Consider the following 23120-nt stretch of genomic DNA (forward strand, 5'->3'; position numbering starts at 1 on the left):
TCAAACCTATATGACCCAACAGCAAACGCAGGATATTAAATTCCTGCTCAGCCCCTTCGATGCAGAGGCCCTCGCGGGCCTTTGCGGTCAGCTAAACGAACACCTAAAGCTGATCGAATCACGCCTTAAAGTAACGATCAACAACCGCAGCAACGAATTTCATGTAAGCGGTGACACAGCCACCGCAACATCGGTTGCAGAGATCCTACAGCACCTTTATCAAGACGCACTGGATGGCGCACAGATCACACCAGAAAGCGTTCACCTGCTGCTGCAGCAATCTGGCGTTGAACAACGCACGGCCACCAGCGCGGGCAACGAAAAGATGGAAGTCGCCATTCGCACGCGCAAAGCACTTATCAAGCCTCGTGGTCCCAACCAGCAAAAATATGTACGCTCAATCTGGAGCCATGACATCAACTTTGGGATTGGCCCCGCCGGTACAGGTAAAACTTACCTGGCAGTTGCATGTGCGGTGGAAGCGCTAGAGCGCGAAGAGATTGAACGCATCTTGCTGGTTCGTCCCGCCGTTGAAGCAGGTGAGAAGCTCGGTTTCTTGCCGGGCGATCTCTCCCAAAAGGTGGACCCTTACTTGCGCCCGCTCTACGACGCCCTGTATGAGATGCTGGGTTTTGAGAAAGTGGGCAAGCTGATTGAGCGTAACATCATTGAAGTAGCTCCACTTGCCTACATGCGTGGCCGTACGCTCAATGGCGCGTTTGTTATTCTAGATGAGAGCCAAAACACCACTCGCGAGCAGATGAAAATGTTCCTGACGCGTATCGGTTTTGGCTCTACAGCAGTCATCACAGGCGATATTACGCAAGTCGATCTACCAAAGGGTACCAAGTCTGGCCTCAAGCACGCTTTGCATGTACTCGATGGCGTGAAAGGCATCGGCTTTACCCATTTCTCTTCGAAAGATGTGGTTCGTCACCCGCTAGTACAGCATATCGTTGAGGCTTATGACCGCTTCGAGAAAACTCAAGAGAGCAACGAGTCATGAGCTTCGTCGTTGATGTACAGCGTGAAGTTGAGCTCGAAGCTATCTCCAATGCCGACTTCGAGCAGTGGGTCAGCTGTGCACTCACGGGCCGTAAAACCGAGGGCGAGGTATGCATCTGCATCGTCTCGCCAGAGGAGAGCCAGCAGCTCAACAATGACTACCGCGGTAAAGACAAGCCGACGAACGTACTTTCGTTTCCCTTTGAAGCACCGCCTGAGGTTCCTGTCAGCCTACTAGGTGACTTAGCGATCTGCGCGGATGTTGTTGCCAGCGAAGCGCAAGAACAAGGTAAACCGCTGCGCAACCATTGGGCGCATATGACCATACATGGCGTCTTGCATTTAATTGGCTACGACCATATAAAGGATGCAGATGCTGAAGCCATGGAGGCGCTCGAAGTTGAGATTCTTGCCTCTTTGGATATTCCCAACCCCTATGAAAACGGAGAGTAAGAAACAACCATGAGCGAAGATCGATCGGGCCAACCGCGAAGTTGGCTGGGGCGTCTGGCCCAGGCGTTTACTGATGAGCCTAAAACACGTGAGGAAGTCCTGACGGTTTTGCGCGATGCAGCAGAAGAAAGCGTTCTGGATCACGAGGCCCTGAGCATTATTGAAGGCGCTATACAAGTCGCTGAGATGCAAGTTCGCGATGTTATGATCCCACGCTCACAGATGGTCGTTGTTGAGGCCGAGCAAACCCCAAAAGAGTTCCTCCCCGTTATTATCTCCAGCGCCCACTCGCGCTTTCCTGTTATTGGCGAATCACCCGATGAAGTGATCGGCGTACTGCTCGCTAAAGATCTGCTGCCATTGATTATCGAAGATGGCGATCAAGCGTTTGATATCTATAGCAAGCTACGCAAAGCGACCTTCATCCCAGAGAGCAAACGCCTCAACGTGCTGCTCAAAGAGTTCCGTGCTAACCGCAACCACATGGCTATCGTGGTTGATGAGTACGGTGGTATCGCAGGCCTTGTCACGATCGAAGATGTCTTAGAGCAGATCGTTGGTGAGATCGAAGATGAGCATGACGTTGAAGAGGATGATGGCAATATTCGCCCATTCGATGACAACGCTTACATCGTAAAAGCGCTCACCGAGATCGATGATTTTAACGAATACTTCGATGCCAGCTTCCCAAGCGATGAGTTCGATACCATTGGCGGCATTGTGACACAGCAGTTTGGGCACCTGCCGCGCAAGGATGAAGAGGTGCATATCGAAGACTTTACCTTCAAGGTGCTCTCTTCGGATAACCGCCGTATCCGTTTATTACAAGTGAAACGTAACCCGCTCGACTCCTGATCCTATGCGCAAATGGCTGCTGAACAAAAGGTGTGGTTTTGCCTTGCTTGCCGGAGCAATCACACCACTGGCATTCGCACCTTTTCACCTCTGGCCAATTGCGCTCATTAGCCCTGCCATCCTTTTCTGGCTCATTCGCTACCAAGCACCGACACCCGCCTTCTGGACCGGCTGGAGCTTTGGCGCCGGACTGTTTGGCACAGGGGTGTCCTGGGTTTACGTCAGTATCAGTCAATTTAGCGCAACACCTGCACTGCTCGCAGCGGCTATGACGGCGGTGTTCGTCGCAACACTGGCGCTGTTCTTTGCGACTCAAAGCTGGCTGTACGCACGTCTAAACCAACCTTACCGATATGGTGCTCTCACTTTTATTGGCTTATGGGTGCTCTTTGAATGGCTACGCGGCTGGTTATTTACGGGGTTTCCGTGGCTGCTACAAGGTTACCCTCTGCTGGATTCACCCCTGCGTGCATGGGCGCCCATTGGCGGCATCTGGTTACTCAGTTTCATCGCGGTGGCGATCTCTGTTGCCTGTGCTTGTTTATACAACGCCAAAAGCCGCCGACAACGCGGCTGGATAGCGCTCGGATTATCCGCTTGCTTAGGGACCTTCCTGTTGCCAAGCAACTGGACTCAGTCCGTTGGTAATCCCCACTCTGTTGCGGTTGTGCAGGCAAATATCCCACAGGATATGAAGTGGGATAAGCGCTACCTACCAGAGATTATTGACCGCTATATACAGCTTACAGCAGAGCACACCGATGCAGAGTTAATCATCTGGCCCGAGACCGCGGTGCCCGAAATCATCTACAACGCAGAACCGATGTTAGCGGCGTTCTTATCGGCACTCGAGTCACAAGACCGTACCCTCATCAGCGGTATCCCCTCCATTGAGTTCGACCGCAGCCACCCAGACGGCTACCGTGTACATAACAGCTTATCGGTGCTGACTGGCATCATGAACACCTACCATAAGCAGCGCCTTGTACCGTTTGGTGAATATGTCCCTTTTGAGAAGCAGGTACGTGGCCTCACGGCGTTTTTTGATCTACCCATGTCGAGCTTTAGCTTACCACCTGCCGACCAAAAACCGCTCTTCACATCGCAACATAAGATTGCCGCAGCGATCTGTTACGAAATTGCTTATCCGGAGCTAGTCGCCGCATCGGCACAACAAGCGGATTGGATCTTAACGGTTTCGAACGATACTTGGTTCAGCCATACGCTCGCACCGGCGCAGCATCTGCAAATTGCACAATTGCGCGCTCTAGAAAATGGCCGCTGGATTGTACGTAGCACCAACAATGGTATTACTGCGCTGATTAATCACCATGGTGAGATCACTGAGAGCATTCCTTCTTACCAAGAAGGGGTACTGCGTGGGGAGATTGAACGGCGCGAAGGACTCACGCCGTATCAACGGTGGGGCAACATGCCAACGCTGCTGGCCAGCTTGGCACTGGTACTCGTTAGCGCTGTTAGGCTGCGCCGAACAAAAAGTTCTTAATGAGCTCTTTACCGCCCTCAGTCGCAAAGGATTCTGGGTGGAACTGAATCCCTGTGATGGGGTAATCGCGATGCTGAATGCCCATAATTTCAAACACGTCACCGGCAGCAACGCGCTGACGATCTTCAAACTGATCCGCTGTTAGCTCTCCTACTACCGCCGTTAAGCGCAAACATGCTGGTAACTCAGCAGGCTCTGCCACTAACGAGTGATAGCGCATCACCTCAAGCTGATCAGGAATACTGGCAAAAATACCTGAGCTATCGTGCGTGATTGGGCTCACTTTGCCATGCATCGGCAACGCGGCCTTAACAACACGACCACCAAAAACGTGCGTAATACCCTGCATACCCAAACACACGCCCAGTAGCGGTGTCGTCTTACCTACCTCTTTGATCACTTGAGCGCATACACCAAAATAGTGCGCATCTTCGGGGTTGCCAGGGCCTGGCGATATGATAATACGGTCCGCAGCGATCGCTTTGACATCCTCAAGTGTGACCTCATCGTTGCGCTTAACAATCACATCAAATGCTTCAATATGCCCGCGGCCACGTTCAGCGCTGAGGATTTCGCCAATAAATTGGTAAAGGTTGTAGGTGAAAGAGTCGTAGTTATCGATAATCAGGACTTTCATGCCTCACCCTCCGCTACCATAAACTGATCCAGCACTTTCTTCGTACCCGCGAACTTACGGCGAATCTCTTCGTACTCATCCTCTGGGTTAGAATCAAACACGTTACCGCCACAGGTTTGCACATAAGCGTCTTCACCCTTAGCAAACACAGTACGAATCGGAATCGCAAAGGTGCAATCGCCGTTAAACGAGAAATGCCCAACTGCTCCGCCATATGGGCCACGGCCATCCGCTTCAAGATCATCAATAATCTTCATCGCTTCAATTTTTGGTGCACCGGTGAGAGTGCCGGCAGGGAAGTTACTCGCCAATGCCGAGAACATATCGTGCTTTTCAGAGATGATGCCGACAATTTCACTTGAGATATGCTGTACGTGACTAAAGCGTTTAATATCCATCAAGCTACGCACTTTTACCGTACCAAAGCGCGCCACTCGGCCGATATCGTTACGGTGCAGATCAACAATCATGTTGTGCTCAGCAATCTCTTTAGGGTCATTCAAAAGCGCACGCGCCAACGCTCGATCTTCCTTTTCGGTTGCTCCACGTTTAGCCGTACCCGCTAGCGGGAAGGTTTCCATCTCGCCTTGGCGTAAGCGGAATAACAGCTCAGGGCTAGCACCGATCAGCTTTTGATCATCAAACTTGACGTAGTACATCTGTGGCGACGGATTCACGTCGCGCAGCTGCTCATAGATGTTGATGGTGTCGCCATCTAGGTGAAAGCGCTTCTTAAAACCCACCTCTGTCTGGAAAATTTTGCCTTCGATAATGTCCTGCTTCACTTTCAAAACCGCTTGCTCATGCTCTGCGCGGCTCATGGTGTCACCAAGGTTAGTAATCTTAAGCTCGCCGTTGCCCTCGTACTCTTGGGTAAGAATCTCCTCCACCAGAGGCAAACGGTTTTCATCGTAATAGAAGTAGATCACCTCACCGGTCATCTTATCTAGAATCAGGCCATCTTTATAAAGCCCAAAACGGAACGCATCGAACATTTCACTGTTTTGCAGACTGAGCGATGGTTCGAAATAATTCATCGCATCGTAGCCAAGGTAACCCGTTAGTCCACCCGCATATTTACGCGAGATAACATCCTGCGGTACTAACTCACGCAATAGATAGTAGGGGTTATCGCTCTCATAGCTTTCGGTATTACCGTCACGATCAGCGATATACAGCGTTTTACCTTGCGCCCAGAGGGTTTTCTCGGGATCAAAACCAATAATGGAGTGGCGCGATATATAGCTCTCTTCACCTAGGGATTCGAGCATAAAGCAGGTGCTAAAGCGCTTCTCGATCTTTTTAAAAAGAGCAAAAAAGTCACAGTCGGCTGACATTGTGACGTAATGGGGTTTGCGCGCTAAATCAATGCGCTCTGGCTTGGCCTTCATAGTCATCTCTTTCGGTACTCTATTTGCCTTGTAAGGCACGGGAGCCACGCGTCACGGTGGCGATACCAACACCTAAGGTTTCTGCAATTTGCCGCTGCGGCACGCCTTGCTCAAGCATACGGAAGATCTGCAAACGCTTCGTGACCTCCGTAAACTCAGTTGGGGTTAGTAAAGCGCGCAATGCAGACTCCATCGCATCAGGATCTTGCTGCTGCAACAGGTGCGTCACTAAATCTGATATGTATTCTTTTTCCGTACTCATGTACTAGTATACTAGTATGAAAGTACAAAAAGTCAATAGATAATCCTTCTGATCGCCATTTGTGCGGATAACCGGCCACCGCTACTCGATACCAATAACGATCGCGCCCGAGCCAACTCATAGGACGAAAGCCCGATGAATTAAATTTTGCGTAATCAATGAGAGACAGTAAACTTTAGACTCTTGCCTTAGTTGAGGCACAATCTATCGCTAATACTTCAAAGGGAACTGTAGTTGTGACGTTTAAGCCGTTTGTTCTTATCTCTATGATGTTAATTGCACTGCCTGCAACCAATACCTTGGCAGAGCAGGTATACAAGTGGCGCGATGAGAACGGCAAACTACACTTTTCGACAGTGCCGCCCAAAGAGGTCTCCGGCGAGGCAAAAGCGGTGGACCTTCCCAAGCAACATCACGGTATCAACTCCGACCGTGTTAACCGCAAGCTGAAGCATGAATTGAACCGCAAAGAGCGCTTGAAAGAGCGTCAGCAGCGCTCTTCTCATTACCGCACACGCCAACACGATACGTATGATGAAAACGCGTGCCGTGCAGCGCGGGAGCAGTATCGTAATGCGCGCGCCAATGGCGTAAAAGCGTATCAAGCTTCGACAGGAAAAATCATTCGCGTTGACGGCCCTGAGGCACAACCGGCACTGGAGCGGATGCAGCAACGCATCGATCTTTACTGCCAATAGCTCAAATAACGCTGTGCTGCATCTCCTCCATCACCCAGTCTTTAAACGCCTTCATACCGGCTGTTAACGAGCGGCCTTTCTGATAGACGAGGTAAAAGCTCTTATTGGTATCCATCTGGATATCGAAGGGGACAACCAACTTGCCCTCCTCGATCTCACGGGATGTCAGCGTACTATCCGCTAATGCAACGCCAAGCCCCTCTTGTGCTGCGGCAGTTGCCAACTGGCTACTCGAAAGCTGCAAGCCGCGCCCAAGACCCGCGCTATCTACCCCCGCTAGCTGCAACCACTCAGGCCACTCATGCAGGCGCTTCGACACACTGATCAAGGTGTGCTGGCGCAGGTCATCGGGCGTGGCGAGCGGTTTGCGCCCAGTTAAAAGATCCGGGCTACAAACCGGTACCAGCAATACATCGCGCAGGAAGTGGATATCGATATCCGGCCAGTCTCCATGGCCAAAGTAGATCGCCATATCGGTGTTGGATGTGGAGAAGTCGATCAAGCCTGTTGAAGCACTGATCTGTAGCTCTATATCAGGGTTTTGCTCCTGAAAGCGGTTCATACGGGGCATCAGCCAACGCGTCAAAAAGTTGGGCGCAACGCTGATGGTTACCAGCGCGGGATCACTTGTGGTAACAAGCCGCTGCGTCGCCACTTCTATCTCGTTAAGCGCGTGCTTAATGGGAATCAGGTACTGCTCGCCCACGGGTGTCAGCTCAACTTGGCGTTTGTTACGCCGAAACAAAGCGATCCCTAGATAGGTTTCAAGCGCTTTCACTTGGTGGCTAACCGCTGATGCTGTGACGTGTAACTCATCGGCAGCCGCAGCAAACGACTGGTGCCGTGCAGCAGCCTCAAACATACGAATAGCCTTGAGCGGAGGTAAACGACGCATAAAAACACCATTGCTGAATTTTTCTCAGCATTTTGGTGAATTTTGATCGTTTGTGCAAATCGCGATTCGACCTTAGTATAAACCCATCAAAACAACCCATTAACCACCGAGGTTCAAGATGAACGACGAATTTCAGATCAAAACCGACGCTTCAGGCCAAATCGACACACAATACTACATGGATCAAGCACGTGAACTGCGCGCTGAATACCATGCTGAGCTATTTGCAGCTATCGTGAAAAAAGTTAAGGCGTTACTGCACATCAGCACACCGAGCATCGAGATCCGCCGTCCAGCGCATCACTAAAGCTGAACCGGCAAAGAATTTGGGGCCGAATGGCCCCCAAATTTTTGATACACCAACTTTAGCGCCCTGCTCTCTCATCAAGACCATCATCAGTTATCACCTCCGTAATAACGGGTGCATCGATATACTTCCCGACACACATCTCAAATGATGTCCCATCTGCATACACCACTGTTAAGCTAAACCCCTGACCGGGCTGATGGTTCAGTGCCAACATCCGCGACTGCCCAGATTCGAGTTGCAATAGCGTAATCTGCTCTTGCGTATTCGCATTGCCGTGCTGGATTTCGACACGCGCCAAACGCTGGCTACTTTGATTCGCGATCTGCACCCACAGAGGTTGATAATCGCCTTGCGGCTGGCAGGCGCTCAGCCATACCCCCGCCAATAGAAGCAGCGCTAGCCTGCCCATGTATCTGAGACACGACGAAACAGTGTTCCTCCACATGATGAGCACGGCGTCAGTAAGCTGATATCGAGCAATTGCTCTTGCGCTTTGCATTGCTGACACTCCATGGTGCCCATCGCCGCGATCTCGCCCGCCATGTACTCGTCATTATCATTGGCAAGCTGCTCGCGTAGGCGCTCTTGATCCACCCGCGTCTGATCCGCCAATGCAATTAACCGGTTCACCAGCTCCGACTCAAGGATATTCAGATCAAAGTTCAGCCATGCCGCGATACCTTCACCGGTTTCATGCGCGTAATAACCTAACTGCTTTAAATCCCTTGTGAGGTAAGCTTTTAGGAGATCAACTTCATCACGCGTCATCTCTTGCGCAGTTAACTCGATCTCAACAGCCTCTTCGATCTGCTGCTGAATAAACTCCCACGATCGCTCCTCCGCTTTCTCCAAGCGCTCCGTTAAGCGATCTAAAGCGCGCCGGTATGCTTTGGTTGCCTGCCCCTCAGAAACGGGGGTTTTGTTGTCATCTTTATCCATGATTACCTCCGGAACAGCTCAAAATTGAGCAGCCTGCCGCTGTTTGTGGCGGGCCTTATAATGTATCCTATGCGCCATAACTTTAACTTTCCAGCAGTCCCCTCTGAAGTGAAAAAATCTTTCCACTTAGATGGGCAAGAGATCAATAAAGCGAACATGAACGAACAATATAACCCGCAAGATATTGAGTCCCAGGCACAGCAATTCTGGGAGGAGAACGACAGCTTCAAATGCACCGAAGACACCAGTAAAGAGAAGTTCTACTGCCTGTCTATGTTCCCATACCCAAGCGGCCGACTGCACATGGGACATGTTCGCAACTACACGATTGGTGATGTGATCTCACGCTATCAACGTATGCTGGGTAAAAATGTACTACAGCCAATGGGCTGGGATGCATTCGGCTTACCCGCTGAAAACGCGGCCATGAACAACAATGTCGCTCCTGCCAAGTGGACCTACGAGAACGTTGCGTACATGCGCAACCAGCTCAAACAGATGGGCTTTGGGTACGACTGGAACCGTGAGCTTGCAACCTGCCACCCAGAATACTATCGCTGGGAACAGTGGTTCTTCACGCGTTTGATGGAAAAAGGGCTGGTTTACAAAAAAGAAGCGGAAGTGAACTGGGACCCAGTCGATCAAACCGTACTTGCTAACGAGCAGGTTATTGATGGTCGCGGTTGGCGCTCTGGCGCACTCGTTGAGCGCAAAAAGATCCCACAGTGGTTCCTTAAGATCACAGATTATGCAGACCAACTGTTAGACGACATCGACAAACTCGATGCGTGGCCCGAGCAAGTTCGTACTCAGCAGCGCAACTGGATTGGACGCTCCCAAGGCGTTGAACTGATGTTCCACGTTGAAGACGGCAGCGACCTTGAAGTCTTCACCACGCGCCCAGACACGTTGATGGGCGTCACCTACGTAGCCGTTGCAGCGCAGCATCCGCTGGCGCTGAAAGCTGCGCAGAATAACCCTGAATTAGCGGCCTTCATTGAAGAGTGCAAAAACGTCAAAGTTGCAGAAGCCGATATGGCGACAATGGAGAAGCGCGGTATGGCGCTAGGCTTCACCGCTAAGCACCCGCTAACCGGCGAAGACGTACCGGTATGGACAGCCAACTTTGTCTTGATGGACTACGGCTCAGGTGCCGTGATGGCAGTACCGGGCCATGACCAACGCGACTGGGAGTTTGCGACCAAATACGGCCTACCGATCAAGCAAGTTATCCAGCCAACGGATAAAAACATCGCAGTTGACCTTACCAAAGAGGCTTTCACTGACAAAGGCACCTTGATCAACTCGGGCGATTTCGATGACCTAGAGTTCGATGTAGCCTTTAAAGCGATTGCATCTGAGCTCGAGCGCCAAAAGAAAGGCAAGGTAACGATCAACTACCGCCTACGTGACTGGGGTGTCTCTCGCCAGCGCTACTGGGGTACGCCAATCCCAGTCATTAACTGTGCAAGCTGTGGTTCGGTACCTGTGCCAGAAGATCAGCTGCCAGTCGTGCTACCAGAAGACGTTGAGTTTGATGGCAGCGGTTCGCCTATCAAGAAGATGGCGAGCTTTATCGAAACAACCTGCCCGAAATGCGGCGGCGCTGCTGAACGCGAGACTGACACGTTCGATACTTTCATGGAATCGAGCTGGTATTACGCACGTTACGCCAGCCGCCACACTGAAAATGCGATGCTTGATCCAGAAGCCGCTAATTACTGGCTGCCTGTCGACCAATACATTGGCGGTATCGAGCATGCCATCTTACACCTGCTCTACTCTCGCTTCTTCCACAAACTGATGCGCGATGAAGGCCTCGTAAACTCTGATGAGCCATTCACTCGTCTGCTTTGTCAGGGCATGGTACTGGCCGATACTTACTACCGCGAAGATGATAAGGGCGGCAAAATCTGGATTGCGCCAACCGATGTTATCACTGAAAAAGATGACAAGGGCCGTGTCATCAACGCTCATCACAAAGACGACGGCGAAGCAGTGATGCCAGCTGGCGTGACTAAAATGTCGAAATCCAAAAACAACGGTATCGATCCACAAGTGATGATCGATCGCTATGGTGCGGACACCGTGCGTCTATTTATGATGTTCGCAGCCCCACCAGAGCAATCGCTGGAGTGGTCGGACTCAGGCGTTGAAGGTGCAAACCGTTTCCTACGTCGCTTATGGAAGCAGGTGAACGACCACCTAGCAGGCGGAGCGGACGTAGCCGCGTTGGACACTGCGCAACTCAACAACACCCAGCAAGAGCTACGCCGTAAAGTTCATGAGACGATCAAAAAAGTCTCTGACGATATCGAGCGTCGCCAAACCTTCAATACAGCTATTGCAGCGGTCATGGAGCTGTTAAACGCCGTTACGAAGTTCGTTGATGACAGCGAACAAGGCCGCGCTGTGATGCGTGAAGCACTGGAGGCAACAATCCAACTGCTAGCACCTATTGTGCCGCACATCACCCACCAACTTTGGCACGAGCTTGGTCATCAAGATGACCTGCTTAGCACAGCATGGCCTGCTTTTGACGAAGCAGCGCTCGTTCGTTCTTCGATCGAGATGGTGGTACAGGTAAACGGTAAGGTTCGCGCCAAGATCGAAGTGGCTGCAGACGCTGACCAAGATATCGTGCTACATACTGCGCTGGGTAACGAGAACGTACAGCGCTTTATGGGTGACAAAACGATCCGTAAGAAAATTGTTGTACCAGGTAAGCTGGTCAACATTGTTGTCGGTTAAGTAGGAGAAAAAGCGTGCAAAGGACAGGTGTATGGTTAAAGGCTAGCGCACTGGTGCTGATCACCGCGATCATCGCAGGCTGCGGTTTTAAATTGCGCGGGGCGCTCGATGTGCCTATTGCAGCAACCGAGCTAAGGTTAACGCTACCCAAAAATACACCTGATGCCTTTGAGCACTTTTTAATGCTCACCATTGCTGAGCAAGGTATCCGCATCACAGGCGATGCGGATTACCAGATCAAGATCGACAAAATCTATGAGAATCGCCGCTCCATCACGCTGGATGAAAAAGCGAACGTAGATGAGTACGAGCTATTGAAGCTCGTTAGCTTTGAGATACTGGATCGCGAAGAGAAGGTTATTGCAACGAAGCTGCAAGCACGCACGGAACGTATCTATGACTACGATGCCGATGCTGCAACCGCCAGCCTTGCGCAAGAGCAGCAGATTCAGCAAGAGATGTGGCAAACCCTTTCGACGCGGATCTTGCGTCAATATATCGCCCAAATACGCCAGCTAGAAGCGACGCGTTAATGAAGCTCTCCGCTGAGCAGCTAGGTGCAGAGCTGAAACGCGGCATTGCGCCTATCTACCTAGTCACAGGAGATGAGCCCCTTATCATCGAAGAGTCTTGCGATCTTATCCGCCAAGCGCTGCGCGCAAAAGGATTTGAAGAGCGTGAGGTCCTGCATGTGGACGGGCAGTTTTCATGGGAGTATCTGCTCGAGTGTGCCAATGCGCTCTCTTTATTTGCTAGTCAAAAGCTGATCGAGATCCGCCTGGGCTCTCAAAAGGTGAATAAAAAAGCGAGCGAGATCATTCAGGAGTATGCCGCCCATGCACCTGAAGACAATGTTCTGCTTATTATTGCGGATAAACAAGATGCGAATACCAAAAAGTCGGCTTGGTATAAGCTGATCGAAAAATCTGGGGTACTCCTTGAAGTGTGGCCGGTTGAGATCAACCAACTGCCAGGCTGGATACGCCATCGTGCAGCAAGCCAACAACTCAGCCTTGATGATGGCGCCATTCAACTACTGTGTGACCGCGTTGAGGGCAATCTGCTCGCAGCCAAACAAGAGCTTGAGAAGTTAGCGCTACTGCACCCACAAAGCACGCTAACGGCTGACGATATTATCGCCACCGTGTCAGATAGCTCGCGCTACGATGTGTATGGCCTTATGGACGCTATCGCGCTGGGCCAAAGCGAGCGCTGTATCAAGATCATCAATGTGCTACACCAAGAAGGTACAGAGCCGCCCATTATTCTGTGGGCCTTGAGCAAAGAGATTCGCTCCTTATATGCCATTAAACAGGGGCTCGAGCGCGGCCAAAGCTACGATATGCTGTGCAAGAAAGAGCGTATTTGGGGCAAAAAGAAAGCGGTAATGAAACGCTGCGCTGATCGTTTAAGCACACAAACACTGCACCAGCTTATTACCTCTTGCCACGAGTTGGATCGTATTATTAAAGGCATCAGCCAAGGCTCACCTTGGTTATTGCTTAACGATATTAGCGTGCGCTTATGTGGTGGGCCGATTAAACTCCCTATGCCCCATTAGACAGACTCTCCTATACTTAGATCACCTCCACTGACTACGGGTGATCCTATGTCACGCTTAGCTAAACCCCTCGCCTTCTTGGCCACTGCTATCCTTTTAAGTGGATGCTGGGAACAGGACCCTAACACCTTACGTAAAGGCGATGACCTGTACGCCTACTATTGTGAAGCGTGCCATGTGGAGTCGGGGGTGGGAGCAGAACTTGCCAAACGTAGCAGCAATACCCCGTTAAAGAGTCACGAAGTACTGCTTTTAATGACTTACGGCAACAACAAAATTGCAGCGCATCGAACACCGATGTTTGCACATCTCACTGAACAACAAACGGACGCTATTGCCGAGTACGTGAGCAGGTTTAAATAGCCTACTCAGCGAGCGTATGAACCACTTCACTCGCAAGCTTGATGTTATCATGCAGCGGGCAGCGATCACACACCTCATCTAAGAACGCTTGTTTTTGCGCAGAGCTCAAATCAGCATCGATTTCAGCTGTTACACGCAAGGTTTGAAAGCCTGCACGGCTTTCTGTTTCACGCCCCAATAACGCAGCAGGGTCATAATCACCCTCAACAGAAACCGCAAAGTGGCGCAGCTCAATCTTCTGCTGTTTAGCGGCGATACGGCCAATCGTTGCAATGCAGCCACCTAAAGAGAACAGAAACATCTCTAGCGGCGTTGGGCCAAGGTCAGTACCACCACCGGCAGCAGGCTGATCGATCGTCATCTGATGACCACGAATATCGGCTGCTACTTTAAATGAATCGGTCATTTGCGCTTCAATACGCACTGTTTTTAGTACTGACATAGGAACCTCGTCTCTAGAATAAAGCGCAATATATTAAATTAGTACAATTTAATATAAAAGCTAAAAATAAAGGAGCCGAAGCTCCTCTATTGATGCTAAAACAACCGTTAGCCTACCTTCTCGCCTTTAGCTTGTAGATCGGCATGGTAGGAAGAGCGCACCAATGGGCCACTGGCGACATGGCTAAAACCAAGCTCCTTAGCGATGGCTGCGAACTCATCAAACTCTTGCGGTGTCACGAAACGATCAACCGGCAAGTGGTTACGGCTTGGCTGCAGATACTGACCAATCGTTAGCATATCTACGTTGTGTGCCCGCAGATCGTGGAGCACTTGAATAATCTCTTCGTTGGTTTCACCAACACCCACCATAAGCCCCGACTTGGTGCGAATCTCTGGCTGGCGTTCTTTAAAGCCTTTAAGCAGATCCAGCGACCATTGATAATCAGCTCCCGGGCGCACTTTCTTATAAAGGCGCGGTACTGTTTCAAGGTTATGGTTGAACACATCAGGTGGTGTTGCCGCGAGAATCTCTAGCGCTACATCCATACGGCCACGGAAGTCTGGCACCAGTGTTTCGATTTGAATACTGTCTGAGCGTTTACGCGTTTCGATGATGCAGTTGGCGATATGCTGCGCTCCACCATCGCGTAGATCATCACGATCAACCGAGGTAATGACCACATAACGCAGCCCCATGTCGGTAATCGCTTCTGCCAACTCACGTGGCTCATCTTCAGCCAGAGGGTTAGGACGACCATGGGCCACATCGCAGAACGGACAACGGCGTGTACAGATATCACCCATAATCATGAAAGTCGCTGTACCATGGCTAAAGCATTCGCCAATATTTGGACAGCTAGCTTCTTCACAAACGGAAGATAGTTTATGGTGGCGCAGCTTATCTTTAATACGTTTTACTTCTTGGCTCGAACCCATTCGAACCCGCAGCCATTCAGGCTTGCGCGGCATTTCGTCTTTTTCAGTGGGGATAACTTTTACGGGTATACGCGCTACCTTTTCTGCACCGCGTAACTTAACTCCCTGTTCTGCTGTTCCTTTGGGTGTCGTCTTACCAAGAGAATTCGCCATAAGCTTTACACATCCAAACTATTCTTATTCAATACTAAAGTATAACCAATTCTGCTCACAAAGTAATCGATCATACGGCGGCGCACCTCTTGGGGATCAACGCCAGGCACCAACGCCCCAAGTTGGGCCATCTGCATACCTGCGTATCCACACGGGTTAATACGCAAAAAAGGCTCCATATCCATATCGATGTTCAAAGCCAATCCATGGAAGGTACACCCTTTACGCACCCTTAGCCCAAGCGATGCAATTTTTTGCTCATCTACATAAACACCCGGTGCGTCAGGCTTGGCATAGGATTCAATACCAAAGCTACGCAATGTTTCGACAACGGCCTCTTCCATCATCGTAACCGCATCACGCACGCCAAATTTGTGGCGACGTAGATTCAATAACAGATAAACCACCAGCTGCCCCGGGCCATGGTAAGTCACTTGGCCGCCACGATCGACCTGCACAACGGGTATATCGCCAGGGTTTAACAGGTGCTCCGCTTTACCAGCTTGTCCCTGCGTAAACACAGGCTCATGTTCCAGCAGCCATATCTCATCAGGCGTACTTTCATCGCGTTGATCAGTAAAGTGCTGCATCTTCTGCCAAGTCGGTTCATAAGGTTCAACACCGAGCTGACGAATAATGACTTGGCTATCCATCAGATAACGATCTTGATGCTGTCATGAGCAATCAGCTCTTCATGCATCGCCTTTAACTGCGCTTCGCCGGTAGCGGTGATGGAGAAGCGTACCGACCGAAAGCTGCCCTTACTGCTATCTTGAAAGGTAACGGTGGTTTCATCAAAGTCAGGAGCATGCTTGCGCACGATATCTAAAACGAGAACATGCAACTCATCAGACTTGTTACCCACAACCTTGATTGGGTAGTTTTCACATGGAAATTCAATTTTTGGTGGTTCTTGATTTGTCATAGGGACTCCCCCGTCATCAGGCCTTGTTGATAACGAGTAAATAACTTAAACATTTGTAACCAAAGTGGCCCTTTTTGGCCGCCAGCAATGAGGTGTTCGTCAACTGCGGTCACAGGTAACACGCCACGTGTTGAGCTGGTAATCCATACCTCATCCGCGCCAATCAGCCGCTCATAGCTGATGTTACTCTCTGTAACCTGTACGCCGTGCTGCTGGGCAAGCTCCAATACGAGCGCTCGCGTTGTGCCGCTGAGTATTCCTTTATGCAGAGGCGGCGTAATAACATGCCCTTGCTCCACGATAAATACATTGCTGCTGGAGCCTTCGTTAATCCAGCCCTCTTTCTGCAATAGCGCTTCAGCCGCTCCCGCTTCATGCGCCTGTCGCATTGCCAAAATATTCGCCAACAAGCCATTGGCTTTAATATCGCAACGTTGCCAGCGCAGGTCATCGGTTACGATGACACGAGCGCCTTCAATCACCTCAGGGCCGGTTTCATAAATAGGCGCTATCGGCTGACAGCACGCAAACACCGTAGGCGTGATATCTGCTGTTACCGCGTGGCTACGCTTACCTGCGTTACCGCGCGTAATCTGCACATAGACAGACACGTTTCCACCGCCGTTTTGAGCCACAAGCTTATTGAGCGCTTCATCCAGGTTGTCACTGTGAGGGATTTGCAGTGCATCAAGGCTATGCGCCAGACGCGCTAAATGCTCCTCAAGACGAAAACCAACGCCTTGATAAAAAGGGATAACCTCATACACGCTATCACCAAACAGAAAACCACGATCAAAGACCGATACTTTCGCTTGATCAGCGGGCAGAAATGCACCGTCCAGATAGACGATTTCCATAGTGCAGCCCTCATAAATAAAAACGCCCACATCATACGATGTGGGCATCTAAGAGCAAAATCAATAAGGGATTTAACTTAGCCGATCAGATTTATGAAGAACAGCATGATCGAGTGCCAGATCTTTTTCAGCAGACCGCCTTCAGATACATCTTCCAGTGCAATCAATGGCACCGCAGACACTTCTTCACCATTGAGCATCACGCGCACAACACCATAGTTCTCGCCTGCAACCACCGGCGCTTTGATGACTTTGTCCACATCCAGTGTTGCTTCTAACTGATCAGCCTGACCACGAGGGATAGTGACTGAAAGCTCACTGCCAAGGCCCAAGCGCACGCTATCTTGCAAACCACCCCAAACCTGAGCTGAGTTTAATACCTCATCAGCATTGTAAAGCTTGTGAGTACGGTAGTAACGGAAGGCATACGCCAAGATCTTTTGGCTCTCTTGGGCGCGTGCTTCCTCGCTAGAGGTGCCCATCACAACCGAAATGAGACGCATACCATCACGCTTGGCAGAGGCTACAAGGCAGTAACCCGCCTCTTCAGTATGGCCTGTTTTGATACCATCAACCGTACGGTCACGCCACAGCAACTTGTTGCGGTTTGGCTGACGAATCTTGTTGTACGTGAAGTACTTCTCAGAATAGATACCGTAGTGTTGTGGGAACTGCTGAATAATCGCTTTGGCTAGGATTGCCATATCAGCCGCCGATGAGTAGTGGTCTTCCGCTGGCAAACCCGTTGCGTTAGCAAAGTGAGTGTTTGTCATGCCCAGCAGCTGAGCATGCTGGTTCATGAGGTCTGCGAAAGCTGACTCACTACCCGCAATATGTTCTGCCACAGCAACCGATGCATCGTTACCAGACTGAATGATGATACCTTTCAGAAGATCCCCAAGCTTGACCTGAGTACCCTCTTTAATAAACATGCGCGAGCCCGGTGTGCGCCATGCTTTTTCGCTGACCAGTACCAGATCCTCTTCGCTGACATTGCCTTTCGTTAGCTCATACTCAACGATATAGCTGGTCATCATCTTCGTTAAGCTGGCTGGCGCAAAACGCTCATCCGCTTTTTCATCAAGAATGACTTTGCCAGTATCAGCATCCATTACAAGGTACGAGCGCGCAGCAACAGTAGGCGCAGACGGAATGAGCGCAGTCGCCGCATGCAGATGCCCAGCAAACACGATTAAAAGGAAGAAACTCAACAAGGCAGAAGGCATTCGTTGCACAATAAATTCCTGATTCATTTACCAAAATTAGTTCAGATAGACGGCGAAATACGCGAAAAGTTCTACTCTACCGGCGTCATTGGGGTAAGTCCACCAGACGCGCGCCAGTGACACCCAACGTTGCTAAGCGCTTTAATGTTTGCTCAATAAGCGGGTCAGATTTCAGCGGACCCACATAGACACGATACAACAAACCTTGTGCCGCTTGCGTCGAAACAACTTTGCCAGGCAAGGCCAGTTGCTGCTCAAGCCGCGCAGCTAAAGCCCGTGCATTGACCTCATTGGAAAAAGCGCCCGCTTGAACGAACCGGCCCAACGTGGGCGCTGGTGTAGGATGCTCTGCAGTTAATACTTGCTGGCTCGATTGCCAACGCGCAGGATCGATCGCCTCGACTTCAACCTGTGCGGTTCCCTGAGCAAGCATACCTAGCTTAGAAGCCGCGGCATAAGAGAGATCAATAATACGTCCGGGGTGAAACGGGCCACGATCATTAACACGCACAATCACTTGACGCCCATTGGCAAGGTTAGTCACCTTGACAAACGTGGGTAGCGGCAACGATTTGTGAGCAGCACTCATCGCATACATATCGTAACGCTCGCCGTTTGAAGTGAGGTGCCCATGGAACTTCTTACCGTACCAAGAGGCCCCGCCACGCTCTTTATAACCAAGCGATGACGGCATGATGTGATAGGTTTTTCCAAGCACACGATAAGGGCTTTTGTTACCACCACGGCTCTTCGACTCAACGCGAGGCACCGCGTCCTTTACATGTGACACATCTACAGGACTCTTAGGCCCGTAGTCATGTTCAACGCTATAGCGACTCTTGGGCTTACTCGAACAACCCGCCAGCACAACGGCGATCAGTGTTACCAAAACTCCATAACGAATCATCTCTAACCTCCGCGATAAGCGTGTGCGATTGCTTGGCTAAGCTCATGTACCGCCATCGCGTAAAGTCGGCTGCGGTTATAGCGTGTAATGACGTAATAGTTGTTAAAACCCAGGTAATAGTCGGTTTTTTCGCCGCTGCGCATCGCCAACAAAACCGCCGGATCGTTGGCGATCTCGCTCTGCTCAATGACGACTCCTTCAGCCAACCAATGAGCCAGTGCACGGCTCGGCTTTAAACCCGTATTAATATCAGTGGGCTCGCCACGCGGCACTGTTACCGGTAACACAACTGGCTCACCCGAGACCCAGCCATGCTGTTTGAAATAGTTCGCAACGCTGCCGATAGCATCGGTAGTATTGCGCCACATATCGCGCTTACCATCGCCGTCAAAGTCGATCGCATACGCTAAGAAGCTTGAAGGAATAAACTGGCCATACCCCATGGCACCGGCATAGGAGCTTTTAAAGCTATCAATAGCTTTGCCCTCTTGAGCCGCGACGGTCATCAGGTCTTTCAACTGGCCACGAAAAAATTCACCACGACGCGGATAGTCGAAACCCAACGTGGCCAACGCATCCACTGCGCGGTAGTTGCCCATGATGCGACCATAATGGGTCTCAACGCCGATGATAGAGACGATCACCTCAGCAGGCACACCGTAGGTTGCCTCGGCTTTCTGCAATGCTGCAGCGTTTTGTTGCCAAAAAGTCACACCACGACTGATCCGCTTCTTGGTCATAAAGATCTTACGATAGCCGCCCCAGTCTAGACGCTTCTCAGCAGGTCGGCTCATCGCATCAAGAATCGATTGTTGCTTTTTAGCCACCGATAGTACTTTCTCGACCTCTGTCTTCTCGATACCTTGAGAGACTAACGTATCCATCCAAGCTTTAGCTTCGGGGTGCTGCAGGTAGCTCGCTTGCGCGCCACTTGCAAAGGCCATCAATACACCAATCCACCATCCTGCTCGTTGCAACATCCTATTCATCCTTATTCGCACTAGCGTAATAGCATCTGTTTATGGGTATGCATCGACATCAAAATACCGAAACCCGCCATCAAGGTCACGATGGACGTACCACCGTAGCTCACCATCGGAAGCGGCACCCCAACAACAGGGAGCAGCCCGCTCACCATACCAATGTTGACAAAAACATAGACAAAAAACGTGAGCACGATACTGCCAGCAACTAATCGACCAAAGCAATCCTGAATCTGCGCAGCCATCCACAGCCCACGGCCGATGATCAAGATATACACCGCTAGCAGTAGGATGACACCGATCATGCCAAGCTCTTCGGCAATAACAGCGATAATAAAGTCAGTATGAGACTCGGGCAAAAAGTCGAGTTGCGACTGAGTGCCAGACAGCCAGCCTTTACCCCAAACACCACCCGAACCGATCGCCGTTTTCGATTGGATAATGTTCCAACCTGAGCCCAATGGGTCGCTTTCCGGGTCTAAGAACGTCAGTACACGTTGGCGCTGATAATCTTTCATAACCATCCAAAGGCCTGGCAACGCAGCCCCTGCTGCGCCCAATGCCGCAAAGATATAGCGCCAACGAATACCGGAGAACAACAGCACGAAAATGCCTGATGCGGCAATCAAAAGTGATGTACCAAGATCCGGTTGCTTCATGATCAGCACCGTAGGCAGGCCGATCATCACCAGGCTCCAGAAACAGTGCTTCAAACTCGGTGGTAACGGCCGCTTCGCAAGATAAGCAGCGATCATCAGCGGCAGAATCAGTTTCATAATTTCAGAGGGCTGGAAGCGAAAACCGGGTAAAGCCAACCAGCGCTGTGCTCCTTTTGCGCCAACCCCAAACAGTATTACGCCAACGAGCAGCAGAACGCCGATGCCGTACACCCATGGTGCCCAGCGCGCCATTAGACGAGGGCTAAACTGAGCCAAAACTACTAGCGCAACGAAGCCTGCTCCCATGCGCACCGCCTGACGTGAGACGTAAGCCACATCTTTGCCAGATGCACTGTATAGAATAAACAAACCAAATCCACACAGCAGCGCCAACAGCGCCAACATCCAGCCATCAAGGTGAGTGTAGCTCCACCAACTAGGCTTACGTTGAAGGTGATGCCCAGACTCAGGCATCGAGCGTTCGAAATCGCGGCTACTCACTCGCCACCTCCGGTTTAGGCTCTAGATCATCACCTAACAGGTACGCATCCATCACTTTGCGCGCCAACGGCGCAGCCGTGCTTGAGCCGCCTCCGCCATTCTCGACGATCACCGCTAAGGCAATTTTTGGATCTTCAGCGGGCGCGAAGGCGATAAAGAGCGCGTGGTCATGGAAACGCTTTTCAAGTTTATCTGCATCGTAGCGCTCATCTTGCTTGATACCGACAACCTGCGCAGTTCCCGTCTTACCGGCGATAGTGTATGGCGCGTCAAGGCCGATCTTACGGGCAGTGCCGCGCTCGCCGTGTACCACTTCAACCATATAGTCGACCGTTAAATCCCAAAACTCAGGATGGTTAAGTTCAACATCTTTAGGATGCGATTGGGGGTTATCCAGCACCGGCATATTAAGCCCTACTCCACCGTCATCCAACTGTGTGCGCACGCCCTTCAACATTTTTGGCTGCACCCACTTACCACGGTTAGCCAACACAGCAGACGCTGTGGCTAACTGCAACGGTGTAGCCACCAAGAACCCTTGCCCGATACTTAGGTTCAACGAATCGCCGGGATACCAAGGTAAGCGACGCGTACGTTTTTTCCACTCACGAGACGGCAACACTGCGGGCAGCGCCTCTGGTAGATCTAAACTGGTTACCTGACCAAAGCCAAAGCGGCCAAGGTAGTCAGACATATTATCGATACCCGTTTTGTAGCCAGCATCGTAGAACCAGACATCACACGACTGCGCCATCGCCAGTTTCAGATCAACCTTGTTGCCGTGGCCACCACGCTTCCAGTCGCGATAACGACGCCCGCCCGGGCGTAGGCTATACCAGCCGGGATCACGCACGGTGTGGGTTTCAGGAACAGATTCACTGTCGATCGCCGCCAACGCAGTAATCGGCTTCACAGTCGAACCCGGCGGATATCCGCCGCGCAAAGCTCGGTTGAACAGCGGTAGATCCGGAGAGTCACGTAAGCGGCTGTAGTCTTTTGTAGAGATACCCGTAACAAATAGATTCGGGTCGTAACCGGGGGTCGAAACAAGCGCTAAGATATCACCCGTTTTCGGTTCAATAGCCACAATAGAGGCTTTCTCGCCTTGCAGCAGCTTTTCGGTAATCAGCTGTAAGCGCAGATCAATAGTGAGCTGCAGATCCTCACCCGGCACAGGGTCCGTGCTCTCTAGGACACGCATCACGCGCCCACGGGCGTTTGTCTCTACCTTCTGCCAACCCACTTCACCATGTAGGGTCGGCTCGTAGAACTTTTCGACACCCAGTTTGCCGATGTAGTGGGTAGCGGCGTAGTTATCTGGGTCTACCGTTGCGAGCTCACGCTGGTTAATCCGGCCAACGTAACCGAGCGCATGCACTAAGCTTTCGCCATAGGGGTAGTAGCGAATCAGGTTTGCTTCCACCTGCACACCGGGAAGGCGATGGTAGTTCACAGCGAGGCGTGCTATCTCCTCCTCAGTGAGGCGAAAACGCACCGGCACGCTCTCGTAAGGGCGGCGGCGCTGCTTAAGACGCTTACGAAAGCGCTCAACCTCTTTATCTGTGATAGGGATCAGTTTACGCAGCTCTGCGAGTGTAGGCTCCAGCGCTTTACCCACCTCCTCTTTGAGGATGGTGACACTGTAGCTAGGCCGGTTATCGGCCAACAAAATGCCGTTGCGGTCGTAGATCAGGCCCCGTGTTGGCGCCACGGGCTTTAGTTGCACGCGATTGTTGTCCGACATAGCCGCGTAACGATCATGCTCGACCACCTGCAAATAGTACATCCGCCCCACTAGGACGCCGATCATTAGCAAGACAAACAGGAAAGCAAGCACGGCGCGAAAACGGAATGTGCGCCCCTCTTGATGGTGATCTTTAAAGCGTTCCGGTCGAGACATAG

Annotated in this window: 26 protein-coding genes; 10 read left to right on the top strand and 16 right to left on the bottom strand. The window is 51.2% G+C overall.

Annotated features, from left to right (window positions below; translation table 11 throughout):
* Positions 1 to 10: 10 nt before the first annotated feature.
* The 4 genes from E4L36_RS09385 to lnt are packed head-to-tail and all read left to right on the top strand — an operon-like array spanning position 11 to position 3820.
* On the top strand, positions 11 to 1006 hold the full coding sequence (locus E4L36_RS09385; RefSeq protein ID WP_136680381.1) for a PhoH family protein: 996 nt from the start codon (positions 11 to 13) through the stop codon (positions 1004 to 1006).
* Positions 1003 to 1458, top strand: coding sequence for an rRNA maturation RNase YbeY (gene ybeY / locus E4L36_RS09390; protein WP_136680382.1), 456 nt, complete (start codon positions 1003 to 1005; stop codon positions 1456 to 1458). The genes E4L36_RS09385 and ybeY overlap by 4 nt, the downstream gene beginning before the upstream one ends.
* Positions 1459 to 1467: 9 nt before the next feature.
* Positions 1468 to 2313, top strand: coding sequence for a transporter associated domain-containing protein (locus E4L36_RS09395; protein ID WP_127693225.1), 846 nt, complete (start codon positions 1468 to 1470; stop codon positions 2311 to 2313).
* 4 nt (positions 2314 to 2317) lie between these two features.
* On the top strand, positions 2318 to 3820 hold the full coding sequence (gene lnt, locus E4L36_RS09400) for an apolipoprotein N-acyltransferase (protein WP_136680383.1): 1503 nt from the start codon (positions 2318 to 2320) through the stop codon (positions 3818 to 3820).
* Here the strand turns inward: lnt and E4L36_RS09405 are convergent.
* From E4L36_RS09405 to E4L36_RS09415, 3 genes are read right to left on the bottom strand one after another with little or no spacing between them, the layout of a single operon-like run.
* Positions 3792 to 4457, bottom strand: coding sequence for an aminodeoxychorismate/anthranilate synthase component II (locus tag E4L36_RS09405; protein WP_136680384.1), 666 nt, complete (start codon positions 4455 to 4457; stop codon positions 3792 to 3794). The genes lnt and E4L36_RS09405 overlap by 29 nt on opposite strands.
* On the bottom strand, positions 4454 to 5848 hold the full coding sequence (locus E4L36_RS09410; RefSeq protein ID WP_136680385.1) for an anthranilate synthase component I family protein: 1395 nt from the start codon (positions 5846 to 5848) through the stop codon (positions 4454 to 4456). Before E4L36_RS09410 ends, E4L36_RS09405 begins: the two co-directional genes overlap by 4 nt.
* Positions 5849 to 5867: 19 nt before the next feature.
* The gene (locus E4L36_RS09415) at positions 5868 to 6110 is read right to left on the bottom strand and encodes a Trp family transcriptional regulator (RefSeq protein WP_127693229.1); all 243 of its coding nucleotides are present in this window, start codon (positions 6108 to 6110) and stop codon (positions 5868 to 5870) included.
* 236 nt (positions 6111 to 6346) lie between these two features.
* Here E4L36_RS09415 and E4L36_RS09420 point away from each other — a divergent pair, with 236 nt between their 5' ends.
* Complete coding sequence (locus E4L36_RS09420) at positions 6347 to 6808, top strand: DUF4124 domain-containing protein (RefSeq protein ID WP_136680386.1); 462 nt, start codon at positions 6347 to 6349, stop codon at positions 6806 to 6808.
* A gap of 1 nt (position 6809) precedes the next feature.
* On the opposite strand, the gene gcvA is transcribed toward E4L36_RS09420, so the two are convergent.
* A complete protein-coding gene (gene gcvA, locus E4L36_RS09425; RefSeq protein WP_136680387.1) occupies positions 6810 to 7703 on the bottom strand; it encodes a transcriptional regulator GcvA in 894 nt (297 codons plus the stop codon).
* A 118-nt stretch (positions 7704 to 7821) separates the two neighbouring features.
* On the opposite strand from gcvA, the gene E4L36_RS09430 reads away from it, so the two are divergent.
* Positions 7822 to 8010 carry a hypothetical protein gene (locus E4L36_RS09430; RefSeq protein ID WP_136680388.1) on the top strand — a complete coding sequence of 63 codons (189 nt, stop codon included), beginning with the start codon at positions 7822 to 7824 and terminating at the stop codon, positions 8008 to 8010.
* Positions 8011 to 8068: 58 nt separating this feature from the next.
* Here the strand turns inward: E4L36_RS09430 and E4L36_RS09435 are convergent, their stop codons facing one another.
* Both E4L36_RS09435 and E4L36_RS09440 read right to left on the bottom strand, forming a co-directional pair.
* Positions 8069 to 8422 (bottom strand): hypothetical protein, encoded by a 354-nt coding sequence (locus tag E4L36_RS09435; RefSeq protein ID WP_136680389.1) that lies wholly within the window; start codon positions 8420 to 8422, stop codon positions 8069 to 8071.
* The gene (locus E4L36_RS09440) at positions 8410 to 8952 is read right to left on the bottom strand and encodes a zinc ribbon-containing protein (protein WP_127693234.1); all 543 of its coding nucleotides are present in this window, start codon (positions 8950 to 8952) and stop codon (positions 8410 to 8412) included. Before E4L36_RS09440 ends, E4L36_RS09435 begins: the two co-directional genes overlap by 13 nt.
* A gap of 156 nt (positions 8953 to 9108) precedes the next feature.
* Here E4L36_RS09440 and leuS point away from each other — a divergent pair, with 156 nt between their 5' ends.
* Genes leuS through E4L36_RS09460 form a run of 4 tightly spaced genes read left to right on the top strand, consistent with a single transcriptional unit; the run spans position 9109 to position 13627 of the window.
* The gene (gene leuS / locus E4L36_RS09445; protein WP_136680489.1) at positions 9109 to 11703 is read left to right on the top strand and encodes a leucine--tRNA ligase; all 2595 of its coding nucleotides are present in this window, start codon (positions 9109 to 9111) and stop codon (positions 11701 to 11703) included.
* A gap of 14 nt (positions 11704 to 11717) precedes the next feature.
* A complete protein-coding gene (gene lptE, locus E4L36_RS09450; RefSeq protein ID WP_127693235.1) occupies positions 11718 to 12236 on the top strand; it encodes an LPS assembly lipoprotein LptE in 519 nt (172 codons plus the stop codon).
* Positions 12236 to 13264, top strand: coding sequence for a DNA polymerase III subunit delta (gene holA / locus E4L36_RS09455; protein WP_136680390.1), 1029 nt, complete (start codon positions 12236 to 12238; stop codon positions 13262 to 13264). Before lptE ends, holA begins: the two co-directional genes overlap by 1 nt.
* Before the next feature lie 48 nt (positions 13265 to 13312).
* The gene (locus E4L36_RS09460) at positions 13313 to 13627 is read left to right on the top strand and encodes a c-type cytochrome (protein WP_136680391.1); all 315 of its coding nucleotides are present in this window, start codon (positions 13313 to 13315) and stop codon (positions 13625 to 13627) included.
* 1 nt (position 13628) lies between these two features.
* Here the strand turns inward: E4L36_RS09460 and E4L36_RS09465 are convergent, their stop codons facing one another.
* From E4L36_RS09465 to mrdA, 10 genes are all read right to left on the bottom strand, one after another.
* Positions 13629 to 14069, bottom strand: coding sequence for an OsmC family protein (locus E4L36_RS09465; protein WP_127693238.1), 441 nt, complete (start codon positions 14067 to 14069; stop codon positions 13629 to 13631).
* A 107-nt stretch (positions 14070 to 14176) separates the two neighbouring features.
* Positions 14177 to 15160 carry a lipoyl synthase gene (lipA, locus tag E4L36_RS09470; protein ID WP_127693239.1) on the bottom strand — a complete coding sequence of 328 codons (984 nt, stop codon included), beginning with the start codon at positions 15158 to 15160 and terminating at the stop codon, positions 14177 to 14179.
* 5 nt (positions 15161 to 15165) lie between these two features.
* On the bottom strand, positions 15166 to 15813 hold the full coding sequence (gene lipB, locus E4L36_RS09475) for a lipoyl(octanoyl) transferase LipB (protein WP_136680392.1): 648 nt from the start codon (positions 15811 to 15813) through the stop codon (positions 15166 to 15168).
* A complete protein-coding gene (locus E4L36_RS09480) occupies positions 15813 to 16085 on the bottom strand; it encodes a DUF493 domain-containing protein (protein WP_127693241.1) in 273 nt (90 codons plus the stop codon). The genes lipB and E4L36_RS09480 overlap by 1 nt, the downstream gene beginning before the upstream one ends.
* Positions 16082 to 16942: a D-amino acid aminotransferase gene (locus E4L36_RS09485; protein WP_136680393.1), complete on the bottom strand. Its 861-nt coding sequence runs from the start codon at positions 16940 to 16942 to the stop codon at positions 16082 to 16084. Before E4L36_RS09485 ends, E4L36_RS09480 begins: the two co-directional genes overlap by 4 nt.
* A 77-nt stretch (positions 16943 to 17019) precedes the next feature.
* Positions 17020 to 18168 (bottom strand): D-alanyl-D-alanine carboxypeptidase family protein, encoded by a 1149-nt coding sequence (locus E4L36_RS09490; RefSeq protein WP_127693681.1) that lies wholly within the window; start codon positions 18166 to 18168, stop codon positions 17020 to 17022.
* An 85-nt stretch (positions 18169 to 18253) separates the two neighbouring features.
* Positions 18254 to 19075, bottom strand: coding sequence for a septal ring lytic transglycosylase RlpA family protein (locus E4L36_RS09495; protein WP_136680394.1), 822 nt, complete (start codon positions 19073 to 19075; stop codon positions 18254 to 18256).
* 2 nt (positions 19076 to 19077) lie between these two features.
* A complete protein-coding gene (mltB, locus tag E4L36_RS09500) occupies positions 19078 to 20055 on the bottom strand; it encodes a lytic murein transglycosylase B (RefSeq protein ID WP_206064537.1) in 978 nt (325 codons plus the stop codon).
* 20 nt (positions 20056 to 20075) lie between these two features.
* On the bottom strand, positions 20076 to 21218 hold the full coding sequence (rodA, locus tag E4L36_RS09505; protein WP_136680396.1) for a rod shape-determining protein RodA: 1143 nt from the start codon (positions 21216 to 21218) through the stop codon (positions 20076 to 20078).
* Positions 21211 to 23118 (bottom strand): penicillin-binding protein 2, encoded by a 1908-nt coding sequence (gene mrdA / locus E4L36_RS09510; protein ID WP_136680397.1) that lies wholly within the window; start codon positions 23116 to 23118, stop codon positions 21211 to 21213. Before mrdA ends, rodA begins: the two co-directional genes overlap by 8 nt.
* Positions 23119 to 23120 lie beyond the last annotated feature (2 nt).

The sequence above is a fragment of the Neptunomonas sp. XY-337 genome (assembly GCF_004959845.1).
Taxonomy (GTDB): Bacteria; Pseudomonadota; Gammaproteobacteria; order Pseudomonadales; family Balneatricaceae; genus Neptunomonas; species Neptunomonas marina.

Bases quoted from the DNA above. Each gene is read 5' to 3' on its own strand.
- E4L36_RS09480 (WP_127693241.1), bottom strand. From the start codon at position 16,085: ATGACAAATCAAGAACCACCAAAAATTGAATTTCCATGTGAAAACTAC.
- E4L36_RS09460 (WP_136680391.1), top strand. From the start codon at position 13,313: ATGTCACGCTTAGCTAAACCCCTCGCCTTCTTGGCCACTGCTATCCTT.
- E4L36_RS09430 (WP_136680388.1), top strand. From the start codon at position 7,822: ATGAACGACGAATTTCAGATCAAAACCGACGCTTCAGGCCAAATCGAC.
- E4L36_RS09405 (WP_136680384.1), bottom strand. From the start codon at position 4,457: ATGAAAGTCCTGATTATCGATAACTACGACTCTTTCACCTACAACCTT.
- E4L36_RS09490 (WP_127693681.1), bottom strand. From the start codon at position 18,168: ATGCCTTCTGCCTTGTTGAGTTTCTTCCTTTTAATCGTGTTTGCTGGG.
- leuS (WP_136680489.1), top strand. From the start codon at position 9,109: ATGAACGAACAATATAACCCGCAAGATATTGAGTCCCAGGCACAGCAA.
- E4L36_RS09435 (WP_136680389.1), bottom strand. From the start codon at position 8,422: ATGGGCAGGCTAGCGCTGCTTCTATTGGCGGGGGTATGGCTGAGCGCC.
- lipA (WP_127693239.1), bottom strand. From the start codon at position 15,160: ATGGCGAATTCTCTTGGTAAGACGACACCCAAAGGAACAGCAGAACAG.
- lnt (WP_136680383.1), top strand. From the start codon at position 2,318: ATGCGCAAATGGCTGCTGAACAAAAGGTGTGGTTTTGCCTTGCTTGCC.
- mrdA (WP_136680397.1), bottom strand. From the start codon at position 23,118: ATGTCTCGACCGGAACGCTTTAAAGATCACCATCAAGAGGGGCGCACA.
- ybeY (WP_136680382.1), top strand. From the start codon at position 1,003: ATGAGCTTCGTCGTTGATGTACAGCGTGAAGTTGAGCTCGAAGCTATC.
- E4L36_RS09410 (WP_136680385.1), bottom strand. From the start codon at position 5,848: ATGAAGGCCAAGCCAGAGCGCATTGATTTAGCGCGCAAACCCCATTAC.
- E4L36_RS09385 (WP_136680381.1), top strand. From the start codon at position 11: ATGACCCAACAGCAAACGCAGGATATTAAATTCCTGCTCAGCCCCTTC.
- E4L36_RS09495 (WP_136680394.1), bottom strand. From the start codon at position 19,075: ATGATTCGTTATGGAGTTTTGGTAACACTGATCGCCGTTGTGCTGGCG.
- lipB (WP_136680392.1), bottom strand. From the start codon at position 15,813: ATGGATAGCCAAGTCATTATTCGTCAGCTCGGTGTTGAACCTTATGAA.
- E4L36_RS09485 (WP_136680393.1), bottom strand. From the start codon at position 16,942: ATGGAAATCGTCTATCTGGACGGTGCATTTCTGCCCGCTGATCAAGCG.
- E4L36_RS09465 (WP_127693238.1), bottom strand. From the start codon at position 14,069: ATGTCAGTACTAAAAACAGTGCGTATTGAAGCGCAAATGACCGATTCA.
- E4L36_RS09440 (WP_127693234.1), bottom strand. From the start codon at position 8,952: ATGGATAAAGATGACAACAAAACCCCCGTTTCTGAGGGGCAGGCAACC.
- E4L36_RS09395 (WP_127693225.1), top strand. From the start codon at position 1,468: ATGAGCGAAGATCGATCGGGCCAACCGCGAAGTTGGCTGGGGCGTCTG.
- E4L36_RS09415 (WP_127693229.1), bottom strand. From the start codon at position 6,110: ATGAGTACGGAAAAAGAATACATATCAGATTTAGTGACGCACCTGTTG.
- holA (WP_136680390.1), top strand. From the start codon at position 12,236: ATGAAGCTCTCCGCTGAGCAGCTAGGTGCAGAGCTGAAACGCGGCATT.
- gcvA (WP_136680387.1), bottom strand. From the start codon at position 7,703: ATGCGTCGTTTACCTCCGCTCAAGGCTATTCGTATGTTTGAGGCTGCT.
- mltB (WP_206064537.1), bottom strand. From the start codon at position 20,055: ATGTTGCAACGAGCAGGATGGTGGATTGGTGTATTGATGGCCTTTGCA.